The sequence below is a fragment of the Solirubrobacter pauli genome (assembly GCF_003633755.1).
In the GTDB taxonomy this organism is placed as follows: domain Bacteria; phylum Actinomycetota; class Thermoleophilia; order Solirubrobacterales; family Solirubrobacteraceae; genus Solirubrobacter; species Solirubrobacter pauli.
The window spans coordinates 1420966-1442778 of the sequence record NZ_RBIL01000001.1 but is presented as its reverse complement, the minus strand read 5'-3'; the positions used below and the strand labels follow the sequence as shown (position 1 = coordinate 1442778).

Sequence of the window (21813 nt, the reverse complement as noted above, 5' to 3'; positions counted from 1 at the left end):
GTGTTCGAGGCCCCGGGTCGCGGGTACACGTCGCACAGGAAGATGGGCATGCTCGATCTCGGTGTCTCCCGCCGCGTCCCAGAGCTCGCGGTGATCGATCCGGCGACCGGTGAGGCGATCGGTCACGTGCCGGCGGGCGGTGCGCCCGAGGCGCACGACGCGGTCACGGCCGCGCGGACCGCGCGCACGGCGTGGGCGCGCACGGCCGCCGAGGCACGCGGCTCGCTGCTCAAGGCCGCGGCGCGGCGCCTGCGCGAGCACGCGCGTGAGCTCGCCGAGCTGCAGACGCGCGAGACCGGCACGCCGCTGTCGCACTCACTCGGCGGCGTGCACGCGGGGATCGGAGCGATCGAGGCCTACGCGGAGCTCGGCCCGCTCGACCGCCGGCCCGCCCCGCGCGGCGACCTCGTGCTGCGCGAGCCGCGCGGCGTCGTCGCGATCCTGATGCCGTGGAGCGACCCGCTGGCCGCCTCCTGCAGCGCGCTCGCCGCAGCGCTGGTGGCGGGCAACACGGTCGTGCTCAAGCCGTCCGAGAAGGCACCGCTCGCCACCGAGCGGGTGGTCGAGCTGCTCGACCTCGGCGACGTCCTGATGCTCTTGCACGGCGACGAGCGCGCCGCGCGGCCGCTCGCCACGCACCCGGGCGTGGACCTCGTGATCCGTCCGGGCGAGGAGGCCGCGGGCAGCCACCTCGTGGTCGTCGACGCCGGGGTGGACACCGACTGGGCGGCCGCCGAGGTCGCCGCGAGCGCGTTCTCCGGCGCGGGGCAGTCGTGCGGGTCGGTGGAGCGCGTGCACGTGCACCGCGCGGTGGCCGAGCCGTTCCTGCAGGCGCTCGTGCGGCGCGCGCGGTCCCTGCGGATCGGCCCGGGCCTGTCGCCCGACACCGAGATGGGCCCGCTGATCGACGCCGACCAGCGCCTGTGGGTGCACCGCCAGGTGCAGGACGCCGTCTACGAGGGCGCCGAGCTGCTCGCGGGCGGCGATCCGCTGTACGGCGCCGGCTTCTTCTACCCGCCGACCGTGCTCGTCGGCGCACCGGACGACGCGCTGGTCATCTGCGGCGAGACCCGCGGTCCGGTCGTCTCCGTGCGGATCGTCGACTCCTTCGACGAGGCGCTGATCGGCGGCGAGCGGATCGGCATCGCGTCCGTCCTCACCGCCCTCCACGACCACGCCCAGCGCGCCTGGCGCGCGCTTCCCGCCCGCACGGTCAGCGTCAACGCGGTCTTCCAGACGCCGCGCGGCGGCGGCGAGCCAGAGCTGCTGGACGCCGTCACGCGCACCAAGGTCGTCCACCTCGCGTGAAGTTAAACGTCCAGGACGTTTAGGTTCGGCCTAGGGATCGTCTCGGGGTTCCCTAGGGTGATCCCCAATGGCGGGATCACCGCCTGGACGGCAGCCTCTGCGTCATGGACACCGACGCCCCCACTCGCAAGCTCACCCTCTCGACGACCGACAAGCACGTGTGGGGCGTCGGCGGCGGCCTCGGCCGCTACTTCGGCGTGGACCCGATGCTGTTCCGGGTGGCGTTCGGCGTGTCCGTCGTGTTCGGCGGGATCGGCATCGTCGCCTACCTCGCGTTCGCCGCCTTCCTCGCTTCAGACGACGGCAAGCCGGCCTGGATCGAGAGCAAGGGCCGCGTCGGGTCGACGGTCATCATCATCGGGCTCGCGGTCGCCGGCATCACGACGCTGTCACCGCCCGGCTTCATCCTCGGGCCCGGCCTGTTCGGCATCGCCGTGCTCACCTTGGTGGGCGTCGCCGGCTACCGGGCGATCGGCCGGCAGGCCCGGGAGGACCCGGCGCGCCTGGTGGCCAAGATCGTGCTGTGGCTCGTCGCGCTCGGCGCCGCGCTGCTCGCGGCGGTCGGCGTCGGCTTCGTCGTCGCGCTCGGTGGGGGCGTGGCGGTGGCGATCGTCTCCATGGTCGCCGGGCTGGGCCTGATCGTCGCCGGGCTGCTCGGCGGACCGCGATGGCTCATCCTTCCCGTCCTCGTGCTCGTCGTGCCGCTCGCCGTCGTCTCCGCCGCTGACCTCGACCTCGAGGGCGGCCTGGGCAAGAAGCGCTTCACCCCGCAGACCGTCGACCAGATCCGCCCGGAGTACCGCGTGGGCGTCGGCGAGATGCTCGTCGACCTGCGTGACCTCCAGCTGCCGCCCGGCCAGACCCGCGTGAACGTGCGCGTCGGCATCGGCGAGGCGCGGATCCTCGTCCCGAAGGACGTGTGCGCCTCGATCGACGGCGACATCGGCGTCGGCGCGGCCGACGTGCCCAACCGCGTGGACGAGGGCCCGGACATCGCCATCCGCGAGCAGCCGAAGCAGCTCGTGATCAACGCCGACCTCGGCGTCGGCCACCTCCAAGTCGACCGGAACCGCGACGCCTGCGCATGAGGCGCGGCCGTGTCGATCGCACGCTCGTCGTCGCGGGGCTCGCGACCATCGCGCTGGGCGCGTTGCTCCTGCTCGACCGGCTCGGCTCGATCGACCTGCGCTTCGACTACCTCGCGCCGGCGATCCTGGCCGCGATCGGCATCGTGCTCATCTCGGCGGGGCTGTCATGAGCAGCGCCGCTCCCGTGGCTGTGCGGCGGGACCCGCAGCACGGCTACCTCGGCGGCGTGTGCGCCGGCTTCGCCGCCCGCGTCGGGATCGACCCGCTGCTGATCCGGATCGGGTTCATCGCCGCGGTCGCGCTCGGCGGCGTGGCGATCCCGCTGTACGCGCTCGCCTGGGTGCTGATCCCGGCCGAAGGTCCCGAGCGGCCATCGGTGCAGCGGCTGCTGACCCGCTCGGACACGTGGCTGGTGGCGGCCGGGATGGGCTGCCTGACCGCCGCCGGGCTGCTGCTCCTGCGCGCCTGGGACGTGTGGTTCGTCGACGATCGGTTCCTCTGGCCCGCCGTGATCGCGGCGACCGGCGGCGCGCTGATCTGGCGCCAGTCGCAGACCGCGCCGGAACGCGTGGCGGAGCGGGCGCGCCTCCCGCGCCAGACCGTCAACCGCGCGACCGCGGGCGCCGCGCTCGTGGTCGGCGGCGCGCTGATCTTCCTCTACGTCAACGACGCGCTCGCGCCGGCGCGGGACGTCGTCCTGCCGGTCCTGGTGATCCTGGTGGCCGTCGCGATCATCCTCGCCCCCTGGTGGATCCGGCTCGTGCGCGGCCTCGCCGACGAGCGGGACGCGCGCATCCGCTCGCAGGAGCGGGCCGAGGTCGCCGCGCACCTGCACGACTCGGTCCTGCAGACGCTCGCCCTCGTCCAGAAGCGCGCCGACGACCCGCGCGAGGTCGCCGCGCTCGCCCGCCGCCAGGAGCGCGAGCTGCGTGCGTGGCTGAACAACACACGGCCGTCCGGCGAGGTGACGCTGGCGAGCGCGCTCGAAGCCGCCGCCGCCGAGGTCGAGGCCGACCATCACGTGCCGATCGACGTCGTCACCGTCGGCGACGGGCCGCTGGACGAGCGGGCCGCCGCGCTCGTCGCGGCCGCGCGCGAGGCGCTCGTGAACGCGTCCAAGTTCGCCGGCCCGGAGCCGATCTCGCTCTACGCCGAGGTGGCCGACGATCGTGCCGAGGTGTTCGTGCGCGATCGCGGGCCCGGCTTCGCCGTCGACGACGTGCCCAGCGACCGGCGCGGCGTGCGTGACTCTATTGTCGGTCGCATGGAGCGCCATGGAGGCCGCGCGACGGTGCACTCGACGCCCGGCCACGGAACCGAGGTCGAGCTGGTGATCGAGCCATGACCACTGTCGTGATCGTCGACGACCACTCGCTGTTCCGCGCCGGCGTGCGCGCGGAGCTCGACGGCCTGGTGGACGTGATCGGCGACGCCTCGACCGTCGAGGAAGCCGTCGCGTGCGTCGTCGCGCTCGAGCCCGACGTGGTGCTGCTGGACGTGCACATGCCCGGCGGTGGCGGGCTCGAGGTGCTCCGCCAGGTGGCCGAGAAGCGGCCCGCGCAGCGCTTCCTCGCGCTGAGCGTGTCCGACGCGCCCGAGGACGTGATCGCGATCATCCGCGCCGGCGCGCGCGGCTACGTGACCAAGACGATCAGCGGCGAGGAGCTCGCGGACGCCGTCCGCCGCATCTCCGACGGCGACGCCGTCTTCTCGCCCCGGCTGGCCGGGTTCGTGCTCGACGCGTTCGCCGCCGGGTCCGCGCCCGTCGAGGTGGACGACGAGCTCGAGCAGCTCACGACCCGCGAGCGCGAGGTCCTGCGCCACATCGCCCGCGGCTACCTCTACAAGGAGATCGCCGCGCGGCTGAACATCTCGACCAAGACGGTCGAGGCGCACGTGAGCGCCGTACTCCGGAAGTTGCAGCTGTCCTCCCGCCACGAGCTGTCCCGTTGGGCCGTCCAGCGCCGGTTGGTGGACTAGCGGCATTGCGCGACGAGATCGTCGCGCACTCCGGCTGCGGCTACGAGCCGTGCGAGACGGCTACGCGGACCGTCCCGGGCGAGGGGAACCCGGAGGCGGCGGTCGTCTTCGTGGGCGAGGCGCCCGGCAAGAACGAGGACGAGCTCGGGCGCCCGTTCGTCGGCCGGGCGGGAAAGCTGCTCGACGAGCTGCTGGCCGAGGCCGGCGTGGTGCGCGGCGACGTCTGGATCACGAACGTCGTCAAGGCGCGCCCGCCGAAGAACCGCGACCCGAAGGCGCCGGAGATCGCCCACTGGATGCCGGTGCTCGAACGGGAGATCGAGCTCATCCGGCCGCAGCTGATCGTGCCGCTGGGCCGCCACGCGCTCAAGCACTTCGCGCCGGCCGCGAAGATCGGCGAGGTGCACGGGACGCTGCTCGAGGAGCGGCTGTTCCCGCTGTACCACCCGGCCGCGGCGATGTACAACCAGACGCTGAAGGCGACGCTGTTCGAGGACGCGCGCGCCCTCGGCGCGCTGCTCAGCCGCTGAGGTCCTCGAGCACGACGCGCAGCCGGTCGAGCGCCTCGGCCAGCGCGGCGTGCTCCTCAGGGCCGAGCGCGTCGCGCAGGCGCCGCTCGAGCGCGACCTGACGCTCGTTCGCGTCCTGTCGCGCCGCCTCGCCCGCTTCCGTCACGTGCAGGGCGACGCCGTAGCCACGCGCGCCGAGCCCGCGCTCGAGGAAGCCGAGCTCCTGCAGCCGGGCGACCGTCCGGCTGATGCCCTGCTGGCTCGTCGGCAGCACGCGGGCGATGGCGGCGATCGACGTGCCGGGGTTCGCGGCGATCACGTCGAGCACGCCGGCGGTCGTCGGGGTCAGCGGCGTGTCGGCGAGCGCGGCCTCGCTGAGCAGCTGCGACCGGGCCGACGTCTCCCACAGCAGATGCCCCACGCGCCCCGCGTCCTCGAACGTGCGCTCCACCTTCGGCATCGCGGCCGATCGTAACAACCTTGCGTTCTCACAACATGTTGTTACCTTCCGCGTCATGGCTCACAACATGTTGGGATCTCAACGTAAGTGGTGGACCCTGGTCGCCGTCTGCCTGGGCACGTTCATGCTGCTGCTGGACGTGACGATCGTGATCGTCGCGTTGCCCGACATCCGCACCGACCTCGGCGCCCGCGTATCCGACGTCCAGTGGATCGTCGACGCGTACGCGCTCTCGCTCGCGGCGCTGCTGCTGACCGCCGGGTCGCTCGCGGACCTGCTCGGCCGCCGCCGCGTCTACGTCGCCGGGCTCGCCCTCTTCACCGCGGCTTCAGCGCTGTGCGGGCTCGCCCAGTCGCCGCTGATGCTGATCCTCTCCCGCGCCGTCCAGGGCGTCGGCGGCGCGGTCATGTTCTCCACCGCGCTCGCGCTGCTCGCGCAGACCTTCCACGGCCGTGAGCGCGGGACCGCGTTCGGCATCTGGGGCGCGGTCACCGGCATCAGCACCGCGCTCGGACCGGTGCTCGGCGGAGTGCTCACGAGCGGGCTCAGCTGGCACTGGATCTTCCTCGTCAACCTGCCGGTCGGGATCGCCGCGATCATCATCACCCTGCGTGCGGTCGAGGAGGTGCGCCCCGAGCACGCGCGCCGGATCGACGTCCCGGGCGTCGCCGTCTTCACCGCGGGCCTGCTGAGCCTCGTCTACGGGCTCATCCGCGCGAGCGACCACGGCTGGACGGACGGGCTCGTGGTCGGCTGCCTGGTCGGGGCGATGGTGCTGCTCGCGGCGTTCCCGCTGGTCGAGCGTGCCGTGCCGCACCCGATGCTCGACCTCGCGCTGTTCCGCAAGCCGACGTTCGTCGGCGGGCTCGTGGCCGCGTTCGGCATGAACGGCTCGCTGTTCGCGATCATGCTCTACCTCGTCCTGTACCTGCAGGACCAGCTCGGCTACACGGCGCTGGAGACCGGGCTGCGGATCATGCTGATCACCGGCGCGACGCTGCTGACCGCGATCCCGGCGGGACGCCTCGCCGACCGCTACCCGCGACTGCTGATCGCGCCCGGGCTCGCGCTCGTCGGCGCGGGGCTGCTGCTGATGCGGGGTCTTGACGCGGACACGAGCTGGACGCACCTGATCCCGGGCTTCGTCGTCGCCGGGCTCGGCAGCGGGCTCGTGAACCCGACGCTCGCGTCGACCGCGGTCGGCGTGGTCCAGCCGCGGTTCGCGGGGATGGCGTCGGGCATCAACACGACGGCGCGGCAGGTGGGCATCGCGGCCAGCGTGGCCGCGCTGGGCTCGATCCTCGCGGCGCACCAGCGCGGGGCGAGCGCCGGGTCGTTCGCCTCCGGCCTCGACGAGCTGCTGCTGATCGTCGCGCTCGTGGCCTTCGTCGCCGCGGCGTTCGCGGCCGTGCTGATCCGCCCCCGTGATCTCGTCGCCGTGAGCCGGTAGTGTCCGCGGCGTGCTGCGCTCGGGGCTGATCGCGGTGGTGCTGGCGGGGGCGTTGGCCGCGCCTGCGCACGCGCAGTTCGCGAAGCCGCAGACGAAGTCGCTGGACTCGGAGGCGCCGCCCGGCTCGCCGCCGCACTGGCTGCCGGACGAGACGTGGGTGATGCAGCACTGGCTGCCCTACGACGAGACGCGGCTGTACGCGCTGATGGGCGTCACGCGCGGGGAGATCTGGCGCTGGCTGCGCGACGACACGCGCAACCTCGCCGGGCTCGCGGCGCTGCACGGCTATCCCGACCCGCACGTGCTCGCGCGCGAGCTGGTGGCGCCGTGGCAGGGGCGGCTGCGCGAGCCCGAGCGGATGGCGTTGCTCGAGAAGCGCGCGCTGCGGACGCTCACGCAAGGCCACCTCTCGCAGCACATGTTCTTCCACTCGCTGCACCAGAACGCGATCCCGGACAACGCGCCGGAGATCTTCGGCACGAGCACCACCCGGTTCCGTGACCTGCGCCGCAGCGAGCTGTCGCCGCTGATGATCTGCCGCTTGAGCGGGCTCTCGCGCGATCACGCGCAGACCGCGGCGGAGCGGACGTTGCGCCGGATGGCGGCGCGCGGCGTCAATGGGCAGGCGATGCCCGCCACGCAGGCGCAGCGGCTGCTCGCCCGGCAGCTGCGGCAGGTCCCGCGCTGGCTCCAGCAGACGCGCTACAACGGCCCGCCGCCGCTCAAGCAGCCGCGCGGGTCGATCGCGACCGCGTCCAACTACTCCAACAACGCCGTGCTCGCCGGCAACGGCCGCCAGGTCGCGTTCGAGTCCTACGAGGCCAAGCTCGCGGTCGCGAAGACCAAGGGCGAGATCGGCGTCGTCGCCGGTGCGCTGGATGGGTCGGGCAAGCGGCTGCGGCGCCCCGGCCGTGGCCCCGCGTCGGCCTACAACCCGGCCGTGAGCGCCGACGGCCGCTTCGTCGCGTTCGAGTCGGCCGAGGGCAACTACAACTTCGCCAAGCGCTACGGCCAGATGGCCGTGTGGGTGCACGACACGCGGCGCGGGGTCGCCATCGCCGCCTCCCGCAGCACGCTCAGGGTGCCGTTCTCGGCCTACAACCCGACCCTCTCGGGCGACGGGCGGATCGTCGCCTACGAGACGTCCGAGTCCGAGCGCGGCGCGCTCGCCGTCTGGGTGACGAACCTCGAGACGCTGCGCTCCGAGCACATCGGCGACGACATCTACGAGCCCGCGCTGTCGGCCGACGGCCGCTATCTGGTCTTCACCGGCGCCGGTTCGCAGGTGTTCCTGCGCGACCTCCGCCGCGGCACGACCCGCGCGGTCTCGTCCGGCGGCGAGGCGTGGGAGCCGGTCGTCAGCCGCGGCGGACGCGTGGTGGCGTTCACGCAGGGCGCCAAGATCGTCGTGGCCGGCGCGCGCAGCGCGCAGGTCGAGCTGGCGGGCGCGGCGCTGTCGGAGCCGACGCTGTCCGAGGACGGCCGGCGCGTCGCCTTCACGGCGCGCGGCGCGGGCTCGGAGTCCACCGCCGTCTACGTGCGCGACCTGGAGACCGGCGCGACCGAGCTCGTGTCCCGCAGCTCGGCCGGCGTGCCCGCGATGGGCGCGAGCGCGCGCCCCTCGATCTCCGCCGACGGTCGGCGCGTGGCCTTCACCTCGGACGCCTGGAACCTCTCGCCGGCCAAGTGCAACCCGGCCCGCGGGATCTTCGTGCGGGACCTCGAGGCCGGCACGACCACGCTCGTCTCCCGCGGCGACGGCGCCAACGCCGGCCTCGGCCCGACCAAGGGCTCGGGCGGCTCCGGCGCGATGCGCATCACGCTGATGTGCGCGTGAGCTACACGCCCAGCTCGTCGAGCGAGGCGTGCAGCTCGGCCGCATCGCGGTAGACGCGGAAGGCGCCTGAGCCCTGCAGCTCGTCGGCGCCGTAGCCGCCGCTCAGGAGCCCGATGCTGAGCATCCGCGCGCGGCGGGCGGCGAGCAGGTCCCAGACCGCGTCGCCGACGACGTAGCAGTCCTCCGGTTGGGCGTCGAGGCGGCGCGCGCACTCGAGGAAGAGGTCGGGTTCGGGCTTGGCGCGGGCGACGTCGCCGCGCTCGACGACCACGGTGCCCTCCGGGATGCCGAGCGCGTCCAGCGACGCGTCGATGCTCGGGCGGCGGCCGCTCGTCGCGATGCCGTGCACGACGCCACGCTCGCGCAGCTCGGCCAGCAGGTCCTTCGCGCCCGGCAGCGGGCGGCGCTCGTCCGCCGGCAGCAGCTCACGGAACAGGCGGTCGTGGATGACCTGCAGCGCCTCGGCCTCCTCGTCGGTGAGCTCGTGGCCGATCTCCCGGCCGACGGCGCGCGTGAACAGGCCGCCGCTCATGCCGATCTTGCGGTGGATGCGCCAGCCGTCGACGGCCAGCCCGCTCTCCTGCATGGCCTTCTGCCACGCGAACACGTGCGCGTACACGGTGTCGACGAGCGTGCCGTCGAGGTCGAAGATCAAGGCGGGCATCTCGCCCGTCACGCTACCGGTCAGTTCGAGCCGGCACTCCGCAGCGACGTGCCGCGCTCGCGCTTGTGAAGGCCGAAGCGCCGCGGGAGCGGCTCGCCGCCGTGCCACGACGAGACGATCCGCTCGGCCATCGCCGGGCCGTGCTTGAAGCCGTGGCCGGAGCCGCCGCCGACGATCCACACGGACGGGTGCTCGGGATGCGGCGCGGCGATGAACTGCGAGTCGGGCGAGATCTCGTAGCGGCAGGTCTTGGACCCGACGAGCCGCGCCTGCGCGAGCGCCGGGAAGCGGTCCGCGGCGTACCCGCGGGTGAGCCGCTCCGTCTCGTCGGTGGCCGGGGGCAGGTCCGCGTCGGGGTCGAGCGCCGGGCCCTCCATGTCCCACGCGACCTTCACGCCGAGCGCGTCGAGGTCGCCGGTGCCGTAGACGGCGCGGTCGTAGTCGACCCAGCCGGGACTGCGGTCCCAGCCCGGCCCGCCGGCGAAGAAGAACAGCTCCTGGCGCGTTACGCGCAGCTCGACCAGCCCTCCGAACAGCTTGGCCAACCAGCCACCGCAGCTCCAGACGACGCGGTCGGCCGCCAGCACCTCGTCGCCGACGACCACGCGGTCGCCGTCCGGCCGCGCGACGCCTCGCACGATCCGGGCGCCTCGCGCCGCGGCGGCGCTGGCGAGCGTCTGCACGCCGAGCTGCGCGCGCAGCACGCCGGCCTCGGGCTCGTGGAGCACCCACGCGAGGTCGTCGCCGTTGAAGGACGGGAACTGCGCGGCGGCCTCGCGCACGTCCTGATGCACGACGGGGATGCCGAGCGTGCGCAGCGTCGCCTCCGACGCCGCCTCCCAGCCGTCGTCGCCATGGGCGAACCAGGAGACGCCGCATTCGGTCAACAGGGAGGCGCCGGTCTCGGCCTCCAGCTCGCGCCACAGCGTGCGCGCGCGGCGCGCCATCGCCGTGTAGTCGGCGTCCGGGCCGTGCGAGCAGCGGATCAGCCGCGTCTCGCCGCCGGACGTGGCGCGGGCGTCCCCCGGCTCGAACTGGTCGACGAGCACGACCTCGTCGCCGCGCCCGGCCAGCCACCATGCCAACGATGCGCCGAAGGTTCCGGCGCCCACGATCACGACGCGCTCCACGGTCGAGACGGTACAAAGAGACGGTGCTCGCCGCTGCGCTTGCCACGCTCGTGATCGGCCATTCGGCGGAGGGCCGCGAGATCCGCGCCACCCGCGTCGGTGACGAGCAGGCCCCGGTGAAGGTGCTCGTCGTCGGTGACGTGCACGGCGACGAGCCCGCGGGCGAGGCGATCGTGCGTGCGTTGCGGGCCAAGCGCGTCGACGGCGTGCAGTTCTGGCTCGTCCGCACCGCGAACCCGGACGGCCGGGCCGCGCGCACCCGTCAGAACGCGCGCGGCGTCGACCTCAACCGCAACTTCCCCTACCGCTGGGCGACCGGCGCGCAGGGCACGTACTACCCGGGACCGAAGGCGGGCTCGGAGCCGGAGACGAAGGCGCTGATGAAGCTCGTGCGTCAGGTGCGCCCCCAGCTGGGCATCTACTACCACCAGCACATGGGGATCACCGTCCGAGCCCGCGGCGTCGACGCCGCCGTCCAGCGCGGCTATGCGCGCCGCACCGGCCTCCCGCTGCGCAGCCTGCCGAACTACCACGGCACCGCGATCGGCTGGCAGAACCACCTGATCGCGGACGGCACGGCGTTCGTCGTCGAGCTCAAGGCCGGTCGGGCACCCGTCAAACGCCACGTCGACGCGGTGCTCGCCGCCGCCAGGAGCTACGTCCAGTGAGGATCGTCCTCGTCCGCCACGGCGAGACCGAGTGGAGCGCGTCCGGCAAGCACACGTCGGTCACGGACCTGCCGCTCACCGACCGAGGCCGGGAGGCGGCGACCGCCCTCGCGGGCCGGCTCGGCGACTTCGGCCTCGTGCTCGCGTCACCGCGCGAGCGCGCCGTCCAGACGGCCCGGCTCGCGGGCTTCGAGCCCGAGCTGGAGCTCGATCTCGTCGAGCTCGACTACGGCGACTACGAAGGCCGCACGACCAAGGACATCCGCGAGGAGCGCCCCGGCTGGACGTGGACCGACGGCTCGCCGAGCGGGGAGACGCCGGCGCAGGCCGGCGCGCGCGTGGACCGCGTGATCGCCCGTGCGCTGCAGGCCGACACCGACACGATCGCCTTCGCCCACGGCCACATCATCCGCATCTTCGCCGCCCGCTGGATCGACCTGCCCGCCGAGCGCGGCGCGAGCCTGAAGCTCGACACCGCGGCCGTCTCCGAGCTGGGCTTCGAGCGTGAGACCCGCGTGATCTCACGCTGGAACGTCACAATGGCGACGTGAAGGTCTCCGCCAAGGCCGACTACGCGGTGCGCGCCGCCGCCGAGCTCGCCGCCGCCCAACCCACCGGCGCGCTCGTCCGCGCCGAGAAGATCGCGACCGCGCAGGGCATCCCGCAGCGGTTCCTGGAGAACATCCTCTCCGACCTGCGCCACGCCGGACTCGTGCAGAGCCAGCGCGGGGCGGAGGGCGGCCACCGCCTGAACCGGCCGGCGGAGGAGGTCAGCGTCGCCGACATCATCCGCGCCGTCGACGGCCCGCTCGCCGCCGTGCGCGGCGAGCGACCGGAGTCGGTCACCTACGACGGCCCGGCGGAGCCGCTGCAGCGCGTGTGGATCGCGGTGCGCAAGAACCTGCGCGACGTCGTCGAGCAGGTGACGCTCGCCGACCTCGCCACGGGCGCGTTGCCGGAGGGCGTCAACGCGCTCGCGGACGATCCGGAGGCGTGGACCACGAGATAGACTGCTGCGGGGAAAGCCGATCGGCTTTCCAGCCTTTAGCTCCCCGCCCGGAGGTCTTCCTCGCAATGCGCAAATCCCTCGCCGCCCTGTCCGCGCTGCTCGTGTTCGCGGCCTGTGGCGACAACACCGGCGGGTCATCGTCGGAGTCCGAGAGCGAGGCTACGCCCGCAGCGACGCAGGAGGCGGCGAAGCTGCCCGCGAAGTTCGAGACCGGCGTGAAGGTGGCGCTCGTGCGCCAGCTGGCGTCGGGCGACTTCTTCCAGCAGTGGCTGCTGGGCGCGCAGGAGCAGGCGAAGGCGCTCAACGTCGACCTGCGGATCTCCGACGCGCGCAACAACAACGACCAGCAGGCGACCGACCTGCAGCGCGCGATCGACCAGAAGCCGGACGCGATCATCGTCGACCACGGCCTCGCCGCCACGGTCAGCCCGCTGATCGACAAGGCCGTCGAGGCGGGCATCCCCGTCGTGGCCTTCGACGTCGAGACCGAGAACCCCGAGGTCATCTCGATCCAGCAGTCCGACGAGGACGCCGGCAAGCGGATCGGCGAGGAGCTCGTCAAGGGCATCGGCGGCTCCGGCGACGTCGGCTACGTGTACGTCGCGGGCTTCGCGCCGCTGGACCGCCGCAACCGCGGCTGGGACGAGGTCAAGCAGGCCAACGCCGGCGTCAAGCAGGTCGCGAAGTTCGGCAAGGTCTCGGACTCGACGGCGAACGACACGCAGGAGCAGGCCAACGCGGTCATCACCGCCAACCCGGACCTGAAGGCCGTGCTCGCGCCCTACGACGAGTTCGCCAAGGGCGTCGTCAACGCGCTCGAGCAGGCCAACAAGACCGACGTGAAGGTCTACGGCGCCGACATCTCCACCCCGGACATCGGCGTCATGACCAAGGAGGGCAGCCCGTGGGTCGCGACGATCGCCACCGACCCGGCCAACGTCGGCCGCGTCGCCGTGCGCGCCGCCGCGCTGAAGGTCAACGGCGACGCGATCGACCGCGAGGTGCTGATCCCGCCGTCGATCATCACGCAGGACTTCCTCAAGGAGAACTCGATCAAGACGCTCGAGGACCTGCGCGCGAAGCTGCCGGACCTCAACACGCAGGACACGGCCACGGCCGACTGGATTCCCAAGAGCTAAGTGGGCGTCGCCCTCAACGCAGTCACGAAGTCGTTCGGCTCCACGCAGGCGCTTCGCGGCGTCAGCCTGGAGCCGGCCGCGGGTGAGGTGCTGGCCGTCGTCGGCGCCAACGGCGCGGGGAAGTCGACGCTGAACAAGCTCCTGTCGGGCGCGCTCGCGCCCGACACGGGCGAGGTCCTGGTCGACGGCGCCCCCGTGCACTTCAACTCCCCGCTCGACGCGCGCCGCGCCGGGGTGGAGACCGTGCACCAGCACGCGTCCGACTGGACGATCCCCGGCCTCAGCACGGCGGAGAACCTCGTGCTCGACCGGCTCGCGACCGGGGAGGACGGCGCCTGGGCCTCGCCGCGCCGGCTGCTGCCCAAGGCGCGCGAGGTGGCCGAGGGGCTCGGCCTGCACCTGTCGACCGCCGCGCTGCTGGACGACGTGGCCCGGCTCGGCGTCTCCGAGCGCCAGCTGATCGCGGTCGCGCGCTCGCTGTCCCAGCGGCCGCGGCTGCTGATCCTCGACGAGCCGACGTCCGCGCTGAGCGCGGCCGAGGCCGACCGCCTGTTCGCGATCGTGCGCTCCCTGCGCGAGCAGGGCGTCGCGATCCTCTACGTCTCGCACCGGCTCGGCGAGGTCGACGCGCTCGCCGACCGCGTCGCGGTGATGCGCGACGGCCTGCTCGTCGCCACGTTCGCGAAGCCGTTCACGCGCGAGGACGTCGTCAACGCGATGCTCGGCGAGCTGGCGGAGGAGATCCAGCGCCCCTCCGGCCACGTCGCCGGGAACCCGGTGGTGGAGATCAGCGGCGCGCGGCTGTTCGCGGACAGCACCCCGTTCGACCTGCAGCTCCGCGAGGGCGAGGTGCTGGGCCTGACCGGCCTGATCGGCGCCGGCAAGTCCGAGCTGCTCGGCGCGCTGTTCGGCCTGCGCCCGCTGCCCGAGGGCACGATCGCGCTCGACGGCACGCCGATCCGCCCGCGCCACCCCTCCGAGGCGATCGCCCACGGCGTGCACCTCGTCCCCGAGGACCGCGCCACGCAGGCGCTGATCCCGGGCTGGTCCGTGCGCGGCAACGCCACGCTCGCGCTCGCCCGGCGTTTCTTCACCCAGATCGGCCGCGAAAGGACGCGCGTGATCGACCTCATCGGAGACCTGCGGGTCAGGACCGCCGGCCCGGAGGCGCCGATCGAGTCGCTGTCGGGCGGCAACCAGCAGAAGGTGGTCGTGGGCCGCTGGCTGCTCGAGCCGGCGCGGGTGCTGGCGCTCGACGAGCCGTTCCGCGGCGTCGACCTCGGCGCGCGCCGCGACATCGCCGCGAAGGTCAGGGAACTGGCCGCGGGCGCCGCGATCGTGGTGGCCAGCGCCGACGTCGACGAGGTGCTCGAGGTGGCCGACCGTATCGTGGTCCTCTCGCACGGCTCGGTCGTGCAGGACGTGCTCGCGAAGGACGCGACGCGTGAGGACCTGACGCTGGCGATGAACGCATGAGCACGACAGAGCAACCCGCACCCATCCAGGTCGGCGCCTCCCAGGGGCTCGAACGGCACATCCTCCGCTACGGCCTGCTCGCGCTGTTCGCCGGCGTGACGCTGTACTTCGCGTTGTCGGAGCCGAGCTTCCGCTCCTTCAACAACATCGTCTCGATCCTGCAGTCGGTCTCGACCGTCGGCATCATCGGCCTCGGCGTGACCGTGTCGATGGTGGTCGGCGGGTTCGACCTCTCGATCGGGGCCAACGCGGGCTTCACCGTGATGCTGTGCGCGATCTGCCTGGTGATGTTCGCGTGGCCGACGGTCGCGGTCGTGCCGGTCGCGCTGCTCGGCGGGCTGCTGATCGGCGCGCTCAACGGCGCGCTGATCGTCCGCCTGAAGGTGCCGGACCTGCTGGCCACGCTCGGCATGCTGTTCGTGCTCCAGGGCGTGCAGCTGCTGCCGTCGCAGGGCCAGTCGATCTCGTCCGGCCTCGTGCTCGACGGCAAGGAGTACGACGGCATCTTCACCGAGGCCTTCCTCTACATCGGGCGCGGCCGCCTGTTCGGCGAGATCCCGTTCCCGATCATCATCTTCGCGGCGTGCGCGATCGCGCTCTGGGTCGTGCTGGAGAAGACGCGCTGGGGCCGCCAGCTGTACGCCGTCGGCGGCAACCTCGAGGCGGCCCGGCTGGCCGGCATCCGCGTCGACCGCGTGCGGATGATCGCCTACATCGTCAGCGGCGTGCTCGCGTCGCTCGGCGGCATCATCCTCGCCGCGCGCATCGGCGAGGGCGACGTCGGCGCGGGCAGCCCGTTCCTGCTCGACGCGGTGGCGGCGGCGCTCGTCGGGTACGCCGTGCTTGCGGTCAACCGGCCGAACATCCTCGGCACCACGATCGGCGCCGTGTTCCTCGGGATCATGCTCAACGGGCTCACGATCAAGAACTTCCCGTACTACACGCAGGACTTCGTCAAGGGGGTCGTCCTCATGGTCGCGCTGCTGCTCACGTTCGGCGTGCGGAGGCTTCGATGACGGAGCAGTACGAGCTCCTGGAGCCCGAGAAGGTCGCGGCGTACATCGACGCGCACCCGGACCTCGCCGCGCGCGTCGACACGTCCACGCTCGACGTGACGGAGGTCGGCGACGGCAACCTGAACCTGGTGTTCGTCTGCCAGGACGGCTCCGGCCGCGGCCTCGTCCTCAAGCAGGCGCTGCCGTACGTGCGGCTGGTCGGCCCGTCGTGGCCGTTCACGCCCAAGCGCGCGGTCGCCGAGGCGCGCGCCTACGAGGTCCACGGCCGCTTCGCCGCCGAGTACCTGCCGGCCTTCTACGGCTTCGACGCGGCCCGCTACATCCTCGCGATGGAGGACCTGACCGACCACCGCGTGTGGCGCGGCGCGCTCACCGATGGCGAGCGCCACGACGGCGCGGCCGCGGACATCGGCCGCTACGTCGCGCGGGTCGCGTTCCACACCGGCGTGTTCGGCGTGGAGGCGAAGGCGCTCAAGGCGCTCGTGGCCGGCGCGATCTCACCCGAGCTGTGCGAGATCACCGAGGACCTGGTGCTCACGGAGCCGTTCAGCGGCGCCGAGCGCAACTGGTACCAGGACGAGCTCGAGGACGCCGCGCGGTCGCTGCAGACGCCGGAGCTCAAGGCGGCGGCGGGCGAGCTCAAGTACGCGTTCATGACCCGCGCCGAGGCGCTCCTGCACGGCGACCTGCACACGGGCAGCGTCATGGTGCGCGAGGGCTCCACGCGCGCGTTCGACTCCGAGTTCGCGTTCTACGGGCCGATCGCGTTCGACCTCGCGCTGCCGTGGTCGAACTTCGTGGTGACGATGGCGCGCGACGCGGTGCTCGGCCGTGACGAGCACGGCGCCTGGGCGGCGACGCTGTTCGAGGAGCTGTGGGACGCCTTCGAGGCGGAGTTCCGCTCGCTGTGGCCGAACGTCGTCGACCCGCGTGTCTACAACGAGCTGTTCCTCGAGCGCTGGCTCGCGCAGACGCAGCGCGACACCGCGGCGTTCGCGGCCACCGAGGCCGCGCGCCGGATCGTCGGGCTGGCGCACGCGCCGGACCTCGAGGCGTTGGATCCGGAGCCGCGGGCGGTCGCCGGCCGCGCCGTGATCGAGACGGTCAAGCGGCTCCTGCTGGATCGGCCGGAGACGGCCGCGGAAGTGAGCGCCGTAGCGCGCGAGGAGGTGGCACGAGGATGATGGCCGTGCGGACCGCGGTGGGCTGGACCGGGGACGCGATCGAGATCATCGACCAGACGTTGTTGCCGGCCGAGGAGCGGATCATCCGTCTCTCGACGGTGGACGAGGTGGTGGACGCGATCCAGCGGCTCGCCGTGCGCGGCGCGCCCGCGATCGGCGTGACGGGCGCGCTGGGCGTCCTGCTGGCGGGGGACGACGACGCCGAGGCGGAGCGGATCGCGTCGGCGCGGCCGACGGCCGTGAACCTGCGCTGGGCGGTCGAGCGCGTGCTCGCCGCCTCCGACCGCAAGGCGGAGGCGCTCGCGATCCTCGAGGAGGACGTGGCCGCGTGCCGCGCGATCGGCTCCTACGGTCGCGCCGAGCTGCCGGAGGCGTCCAAGATCCTCACGGTCTGCAACACGGGCCGGCTGGCGACCGCGGGCTGGGGGACGGCGCTCGGCGTCGTCTACGCCAAGCAGGAGGCGGGCGAGCCGGTCGAGGTGTTCGCGTGCGAGACGCGCCCGCTCCTGCAGGGCGCGCGGCTGACGGCGTGGGAGCTCGACGACGCCGGCATCCCCGTCACGGTGCTGCCGGACGGCGCGGCGCCCGCGCTGCTCGCGGGCGGCCAGATCGACGCCGTGATCGTCGGCGCGGATCGGATCGCCGCCAACGGCGACACGGCCAACAAGATCGGCACCTACGCGCTGGCCATCGCCGCCCGCCATCACGGCGTGCCGTTCTACGTGGCCGCGCCGCGCTCCACGCTCGACCCCGCGACGCCCCACGGCGCCGTGATCGAGATCGAGGAGCGCGACGGCAGCGAGATCCGCTCGATCGCCGGGCTCGAGGAGTCCACGCGCGTGTGGAACCCGGCCTTCGACGTGACGCCCGCCTCGCTCATCACCGGCCTGATCACGGACGCGGGCGTGCTGCGCGCGCCGTTCGGGCCGGCGATCGAAGGCGTGCTGTCGTGAGGGCGGCGGTCTACCTCGGCGAGGGCGCCGTGCGGATCGAGGAGCGCGAGGTGCCGCGGCCCGGCCCGGGCGAGGTGCTGGTGGCGATGCGCGCGTGCGGCATCTGCGGCTCGGACCTCATGCAGTGGTACCAGGACCCGCGCGCGCCCGTGGTGCTCGGGCACGAGCCGGTCGGCGTGGTGCTGGAAGCGGCGGGCGACGAGCTTCCCCAGCCGGGCACGCGCGTGTTCATCCACCACCACGTGCCGTGCGGCGCCTGCGAGTACTGCCGGCGCGGGCACGAGACGCTGTGCGACACCTTCAAGGCGACGCGGATCGAGCCGGGTGGGTTCAGCGAGCTGATCCTGGTGCCGGCCTTGAACGCTGCGCTGGACCTGCTGACGCTGCCCGACCACGTGAGCGACGAGGCCGCGACGCTGATCGAGCCGCTCGCGTGCTGCGTGCGCGGGCTGGACCGCGCACGGGTCGACGACACCACGCGGCTGCTCGTGATCGGCGGCGGGCAGATGGGGCTGCTGATCGCCGAGGCGGCGCTGGCGCGTGGCGCCGAGGTGACGGTCGCCGAGCCGCGCGAGGACCGGCGGGCGCTGGCCACGTCGCTCGGCGCGCGGGGCGTCGAGCCGACCGCCGAGGCCGTCGGCTCGCCCACGGTCGTGATGCTGGCGACGGGCGCGGCCGCGGCGTGGGCGCTCGCGCTGGCGAGCGCCGACCGCGGCGGCATCATCCAGCTGTTCGCGCCGAGCGGGCCCGGCGAGCGGCGCGACTTCGGCGTCGACGACCTGTTCTTCCGCGAGCTGGAGATCCAGGCGTCCTACTCGGCCGGCCCGCGCGACACGCGCGCGGCGCTCGCGCTGATCGCCGACGGCCACATCTCCGCCGACAAGCTGATCACGCACCGGTTCCCGCTCGAGGAGACCGAGGCGGCGCTGGCCGCGGCGCGCAGCAAGGAGGGCATCAAGGTCGTGGTGACGTCGGCGTGAAGGCGGCGTTGATCTACGCGCCGGGCGACCTGCGCGTGGAGGACGTCGCCGATCCCGTCGCCGGCCCGGGCGAGGCCGTCCTGCGCGTCGGCGCGGCGGCGACCTGCCACACCGACGTCAAGTCGCTCCTGCGCGGCCACCCGTCGCTCGGCCCGTTCCCGGCTCGGCTGGGCCACGAGTTCGCGGGCACGATCGAGAGCGTGGGGACAGGTGTGGCGAACGTGGCGGTCGGCGACGTCGTCTTCAGCGGCAACTCCGCGCCGTGCGGGGAGTGCCGCCCGTGCCGGCGTGGGCGCGAGTCGCTCTGCCAGGACCTGCTGTACGTGCTCGGCGGCTTCGCCGAGAAGGTCCTGCTGCCCGAGCGGCTCGTGCGCACGAACCTGCACCGGATCCCCGCCGGCGTGCCGCTGGCGCTGGCACCGGTCGCAGAGCCGCTCGCCTGCGCCGTGCACGCGCTCGACGTGGTCGAAGTGCCGGAGCGGGTGACGATCCTCGGCGGCGGCTCGCTCGGGTTGATGCTCTCCGCGCTGGTCGCGAGCGCCGGTGGGCGGCCGACCGTGCTCGACCCGCATCCGGAGCGGCTCGAGCTGGCCAAGCGCTTCGGCGCGCACCGGACCGTGATCGCCACGCGCGGGCCTGAGGACGTCGCGGCGGGCGGCGACGCGGACCTCGTGATCGAAGCGGTCGGCCGGCCCGAGGCGTGGGAGCTCGCGGTCGCCATGGCCGCGCCCGGCGGCACCGTGAACCTGTTCGGCGGCTGCGCCCGCGACACGACCTTCACGGTCGGCACCGCGCGCGTGCACTACGAGGAGGTCACGCTCCTCGGCACCTACCACCACGCGCCGCGCTACCTGGCGCGCGCGCTCGACGTCCTCGCCGCGGACGAGTACCCGTGGGCGGAGCTCCTCGGCCCGGAGATCACGCTCGACCAGCTGCCCGACGCGCTGCTCGGCCGCCTGCACGGCCCGCAGCCGGCCAAGTACCGCGTCGTCGTCTAGCAGGCCGCGGTCGAGCCCTCCTCGTAGACCTGCCACGCGACCTGGCCGAGGCCGGCGTCGAGCTCGAGGCCGGCGGCTCCCCGTACTCGCGCTCGTAGGCGCGAGCGAGGGCGTGCGATGGGACGCCGTCGAAGAAGCCGAAGCGCCGGTACTCGCTGACGAACGCCGCCAGCGACGCATGGGTGACCGGCGTCTCGACGTCGACTTCGGCCGGGCTCGATCGCGTTCAGGAGCTCGTCGCCGTCGTCCTGGCGCTCACTGCCGCAGGCGACGAGGACCAGCGCCAGCAGGAGGACGAGCCGCCACATCGGCGGCAGATCAGTGAGCGAACGGCGCGGTGCGCGGGTCGGCGAGCAGGGCGCTCCACTCCTCGTCCGAGATGGGCTGCGGCTTGTCGCGCGCGCCCTCGACCGTGCAGATGAAGCCGAACGGCTCGTCAGACGGGTTGATCCAGCGGTGCGGGGCCCACGGCGGGGTCTCCACGAGGTCCAGGTGGTTGAGGTCGACGACCTGGTCGCCGATCAGGGCCTGGCCCGCGCCGCGGGCGGCGAAGACGACGTGGACGTGCTCATGCTTCTCCAGGCTCGAGTAGCCGCCGGGCGCGATCTCGAAGTAGCGGACCTCGAAGCTGACGCCCGCCTCCTCCGACCGCACCAGTGTGTGACGGGAGAGGCCCTGCCAGGCCATGCCGCGGGCGGTGCCCGGGTCGTCCTTGTAGGCGCGGGCGGTGACGCCGTCCCAGCGGAAGGCGGTGGGGTCGAAGGCTGCACGTCTCACCCGTCCCAGGATAGGAGCTCCTAATCCTGATCGGCTTATAGGTATTTATGGTACGGTCCGTGCATGCGATGGAGGTCCCTTTGTCCGTGCTCGCTGACCCCCAGGTGGGGCCGGCCCCCGCTCACGTAGCCGCGCTGCGTCAGATCCACCTCGGCATGATCGACGCGGTGCTCGCCGGTGGCGGCATCGCCCCGGTGGCGGCGCTGGCCGCCGACCAGCTCGACGGGACGGTCGCGATCGTCCTGCCGGCGGCGGACATCGCCGCCGCCGCACCCGACAGCGAGCGGCTGCCCGCGCTCGAGCGCTACGTCGCCGAGCGGCTCAAGGGCGGGCCGGTCAAGGTGCCCGCGGGCGTGGTCGCCGAGGTGCAGGTGCGCTCGGGTGACGAGCCGCTGGGCGCGGTCCTGCTGCTGGGCCGCGAGCACGGCGGCGCGCACGAGGTGCTCGAGCTGGCCGCGCTCGCGGCGCTGACCGCGGTGACGCTCCGCGACCAGCGCGTGTCCCAGCGACGGGCGGCGGCGGCGCTGTTCGACGAGCTGGACCGCCTCGCCGGTCCGGAGGTGCTCGCCCGCGCGCAGCGGCTCGGCGCCGACCTGTCCCAGGGCGTGAGCGCGTTGGTCGCGCGCCCGCCCGCCGGGCACACCGACCGCGTGCTGGCCACGATCGCGCAGGAGCTCCCCGGCGCGCTCGCCGCCGCACGCGGCGACTTCGTCGAGGCGCTCGCCCCCGGGTCGCCCGCCCGGCTCGTCCGGCGCCTGAAGGCGACGATGCCGGCGGGGATCTCGCCGCACGAGGTCGACCCCAGCCGGTTCGCGACCGCGTTGAAGATCGCCGCGCTCGCACTGGAGCTCGACGGCGGCGACGAGCTGCTCGGCGGCAGCTGGCGGCTGCTGCTCGGCACGGGCGCGACGAACCCCGCGGCGCTGGCGGCGCTCGTCGACTCGACCGTCGGCCCGGCACCCGAGCAGCACGACACGCTGCGGGCGTACTTCGCCCACGGCGCGAACATGAACGCGACGGCCGAGGCCGTGTTCGCCCACCGGCACACGATCGGCAACCGGCTGGACCGCGTCCGCCTGCTCACGGGCCACGACCCGCAGACGCCGGCCGGGCAGGCGCAGCTCACGCTGGGCCTGCAGGCGTTGGACGTGCAGCGCGCCGCCGAGCGACTCGCCCGGCGGCGCTAG

Annotated in this window: 23 protein-coding genes; 19 read left to right on the top strand and 4 right to left on the bottom strand. The window is 73.4% G+C overall.

The window, feature by feature from the left end:
* Positions 1–48 precede the first annotated feature (48 nt).
* The 6 genes from C8N24_RS06660 to C8N24_RS06640 all read left to right on the top strand — a co-directional run bounded on the left by C8N24_RS06660 (position 49) and on the right by C8N24_RS06640 (position 4906).
* A complete protein-coding gene (locus C8N24_RS06660) occupies positions 49–1308 on the top strand; it encodes an aldehyde dehydrogenase family protein (protein ID WP_170178888.1) in 1260 nt (419 codons plus the stop codon).
* 104 nt (positions 1309–1412) lie between these two features.
* Positions 1413–2396, top strand: a complete 984-nt coding sequence (locus C8N24_RS06655) for a PspC domain-containing protein (protein ID WP_121249217.1) — start codon at positions 1413–1415, stop codon at positions 2394–2396.
* Positions 2393–2566 (top strand): LiaI-LiaF-like domain-containing protein, encoded by a 174-nt coding sequence (locus C8N24_RS33725; RefSeq protein WP_170178887.1) that lies wholly within the window; start codon positions 2393–2395, stop codon positions 2564–2566. Before C8N24_RS06655 ends, C8N24_RS33725 begins: the two co-directional genes overlap by 4 nt.
* Positions 2567–2580: 14 nt before the next feature.
* The gene (locus C8N24_RS06650) at positions 2581–3741 is read left to right on the top strand and encodes an ATP-binding protein (RefSeq protein WP_170178886.1); all 1161 of its coding nucleotides are present in this window, start codon (positions 2581–2583) and stop codon (positions 3739–3741) included.
* Complete coding sequence (locus C8N24_RS06645; protein WP_121249213.1) at positions 3738–4376, top strand: response regulator; 639 nt, start codon at positions 3738–3740, stop codon at positions 4374–4376. Before C8N24_RS06650 ends, C8N24_RS06645 begins: the two co-directional genes overlap by 4 nt.
* A gap of 5 nt (positions 4377–4381) precedes the next feature.
* Entirely contained in the window at positions 4382–4906 is a 525-nt protein-coding gene (locus C8N24_RS06640; protein ID WP_121249211.1) for a uracil-DNA glycosylase, read from the top strand.
* Here the strand turns inward: C8N24_RS06640 and C8N24_RS06635 are convergent.
* Positions 4896–5345, bottom strand: coding sequence for a MarR family winged helix-turn-helix transcriptional regulator (locus tag C8N24_RS06635; RefSeq protein WP_170178885.1), 450 nt, complete (start codon positions 5343–5345; stop codon positions 4896–4898). The genes C8N24_RS06640 and C8N24_RS06635 overlap by 11 nt on opposite strands.
* Positions 5346–5412: 67 nt before the next feature.
* On the opposite strand from C8N24_RS06635, the gene C8N24_RS06630 reads away from it, so the two are divergent.
* Both C8N24_RS06630 and C8N24_RS06625 read left to right on the top strand, forming a co-directional pair.
* Complete coding sequence (locus C8N24_RS06630; protein WP_121249207.1) at positions 5413–6795, top strand: MFS transporter; 1383 nt, start codon at positions 5413–5415, stop codon at positions 6793–6795.
* Between the two features lie 10 nt (positions 6796–6805).
* Positions 6806–8632 carry a TolB family protein gene (locus tag C8N24_RS06625; protein WP_121249205.1) on the top strand — a complete coding sequence of 609 codons (1827 nt, stop codon included), beginning with the start codon at positions 6806–6808 and terminating at the stop codon, positions 8630–8632.
* Position 8633: 1 nt separating this feature from the next.
* Here the strand turns inward: C8N24_RS06625 and C8N24_RS06620 are convergent, their stop codons facing one another.
* Positions 8634–9296, bottom strand: coding sequence for an HAD family hydrolase (locus C8N24_RS06620; protein WP_121252987.1), 663 nt, complete (start codon positions 9294–9296; stop codon positions 8634–8636).
* A gap of 20 nt (positions 9297–9316) precedes the next feature.
* Positions 9317–10426, bottom strand: a complete 1110-nt coding sequence (locus tag C8N24_RS06615; RefSeq protein ID WP_121249202.1) for an FAD-dependent oxidoreductase — start codon at positions 10424–10426, stop codon at positions 9317–9319.
* Positions 10427–10449: 23 nt separating this feature from the next.
* On the opposite strand from C8N24_RS06615, the gene C8N24_RS06610 reads away from it, so the two are divergent.
* The 10 genes from C8N24_RS06610 to C8N24_RS06565 all read left to right on the top strand — a co-directional run bounded on the left by C8N24_RS06610 (position 10450) and on the right by C8N24_RS06565 (position 19849).
* Positions 10450–11094, top strand: a complete 645-nt coding sequence (locus C8N24_RS06610; protein ID WP_170178884.1) for a M14 family zinc carboxypeptidase — start codon at positions 10450–10452, stop codon at positions 11092–11094.
* Complete coding sequence (locus C8N24_RS06605; RefSeq protein WP_121249200.1) at positions 11091–11645, top strand: histidine phosphatase family protein; 555 nt, start codon at positions 11091–11093, stop codon at positions 11643–11645. The genes C8N24_RS06610 and C8N24_RS06605 overlap by 4 nt, the downstream gene beginning before the upstream one ends.
* Positions 11642–12103: an RrF2 family transcriptional regulator gene (locus C8N24_RS06600; RefSeq protein ID WP_121249198.1), complete on the top strand. Its 462-nt coding sequence runs from the start codon at positions 11642–11644 to the stop codon at positions 12101–12103. Before C8N24_RS06605 ends, C8N24_RS06600 begins: the two co-directional genes overlap by 4 nt.
* A gap of 65 nt (positions 12104–12168) precedes the next feature.
* Positions 12169–13242, top strand: coding sequence for a sugar ABC transporter substrate-binding protein (locus tag C8N24_RS06595; RefSeq protein ID WP_121249196.1), 1074 nt, complete (start codon positions 12169–12171; stop codon positions 13240–13242).
* The gene (locus C8N24_RS06590; RefSeq protein WP_121249194.1) at positions 13243–14718 is read left to right on the top strand and encodes a sugar ABC transporter ATP-binding protein; all 1476 of its coding nucleotides are present in this window, start codon (positions 13243–13245) and stop codon (positions 14716–14718) included.
* Positions 14715–15734, top strand: a complete 1020-nt coding sequence (locus tag C8N24_RS06585; RefSeq protein WP_121249192.1) for an ABC transporter permease — start codon at positions 14715–14717, stop codon at positions 15732–15734. Before C8N24_RS06590 ends, C8N24_RS06585 begins: the two co-directional genes overlap by 4 nt.
* Positions 15731–16918 (top strand): S-methyl-5-thioribose kinase, encoded by a 1188-nt coding sequence (mtnK, locus tag C8N24_RS06580; protein ID WP_121249190.1) that lies wholly within the window; start codon positions 15731–15733, stop codon positions 16916–16918. The genes C8N24_RS06585 and mtnK overlap by 4 nt, the downstream gene beginning before the upstream one ends.
* A 5-nt stretch (positions 16919–16923) precedes the next feature.
* On the top strand, positions 16924–17871 hold the full coding sequence (gene mtnA / locus C8N24_RS06575) for an S-methyl-5-thioribose-1-phosphate isomerase (RefSeq protein WP_211339861.1): 948 nt from the start codon (positions 16924–16926) through the stop codon (positions 17869–17871).
* Entirely contained in the window at positions 17868–18851 is a 984-nt protein-coding gene (locus C8N24_RS06570; RefSeq protein ID WP_121249186.1) for an alcohol dehydrogenase catalytic domain-containing protein, read from the top strand. The genes mtnA and C8N24_RS06570 overlap by 4 nt, the downstream gene beginning before the upstream one ends.
* Complete coding sequence (locus C8N24_RS06565) at positions 18848–19849, top strand: zinc-dependent alcohol dehydrogenase (protein WP_121249184.1); 1002 nt, start codon at positions 18848–18850, stop codon at positions 19847–19849. The genes C8N24_RS06570 and C8N24_RS06565 overlap by 4 nt, the downstream gene beginning before the upstream one ends.
* 318 nt (positions 19850–20167) lie before the next feature.
* On the opposite strand, the gene C8N24_RS06560 is transcribed toward C8N24_RS06565, so the two are convergent.
* Positions 20168–20626 (bottom strand): cupin domain-containing protein, encoded by a 459-nt coding sequence (locus C8N24_RS06560; RefSeq protein ID WP_121249182.1) that lies wholly within the window; start codon positions 20624–20626, stop codon positions 20168–20170.
* A 68-nt stretch (positions 20627–20694) separates the two neighbouring features.
* Between C8N24_RS06560 and C8N24_RS06555 the strand changes: the two genes are divergently transcribed.
* On the top strand, positions 20695–21813 hold the full coding sequence (locus tag C8N24_RS06555) for a PucR family transcriptional regulator (RefSeq protein WP_147447662.1): 1119 nt from the start codon (positions 20695–20697) through the stop codon (positions 21811–21813).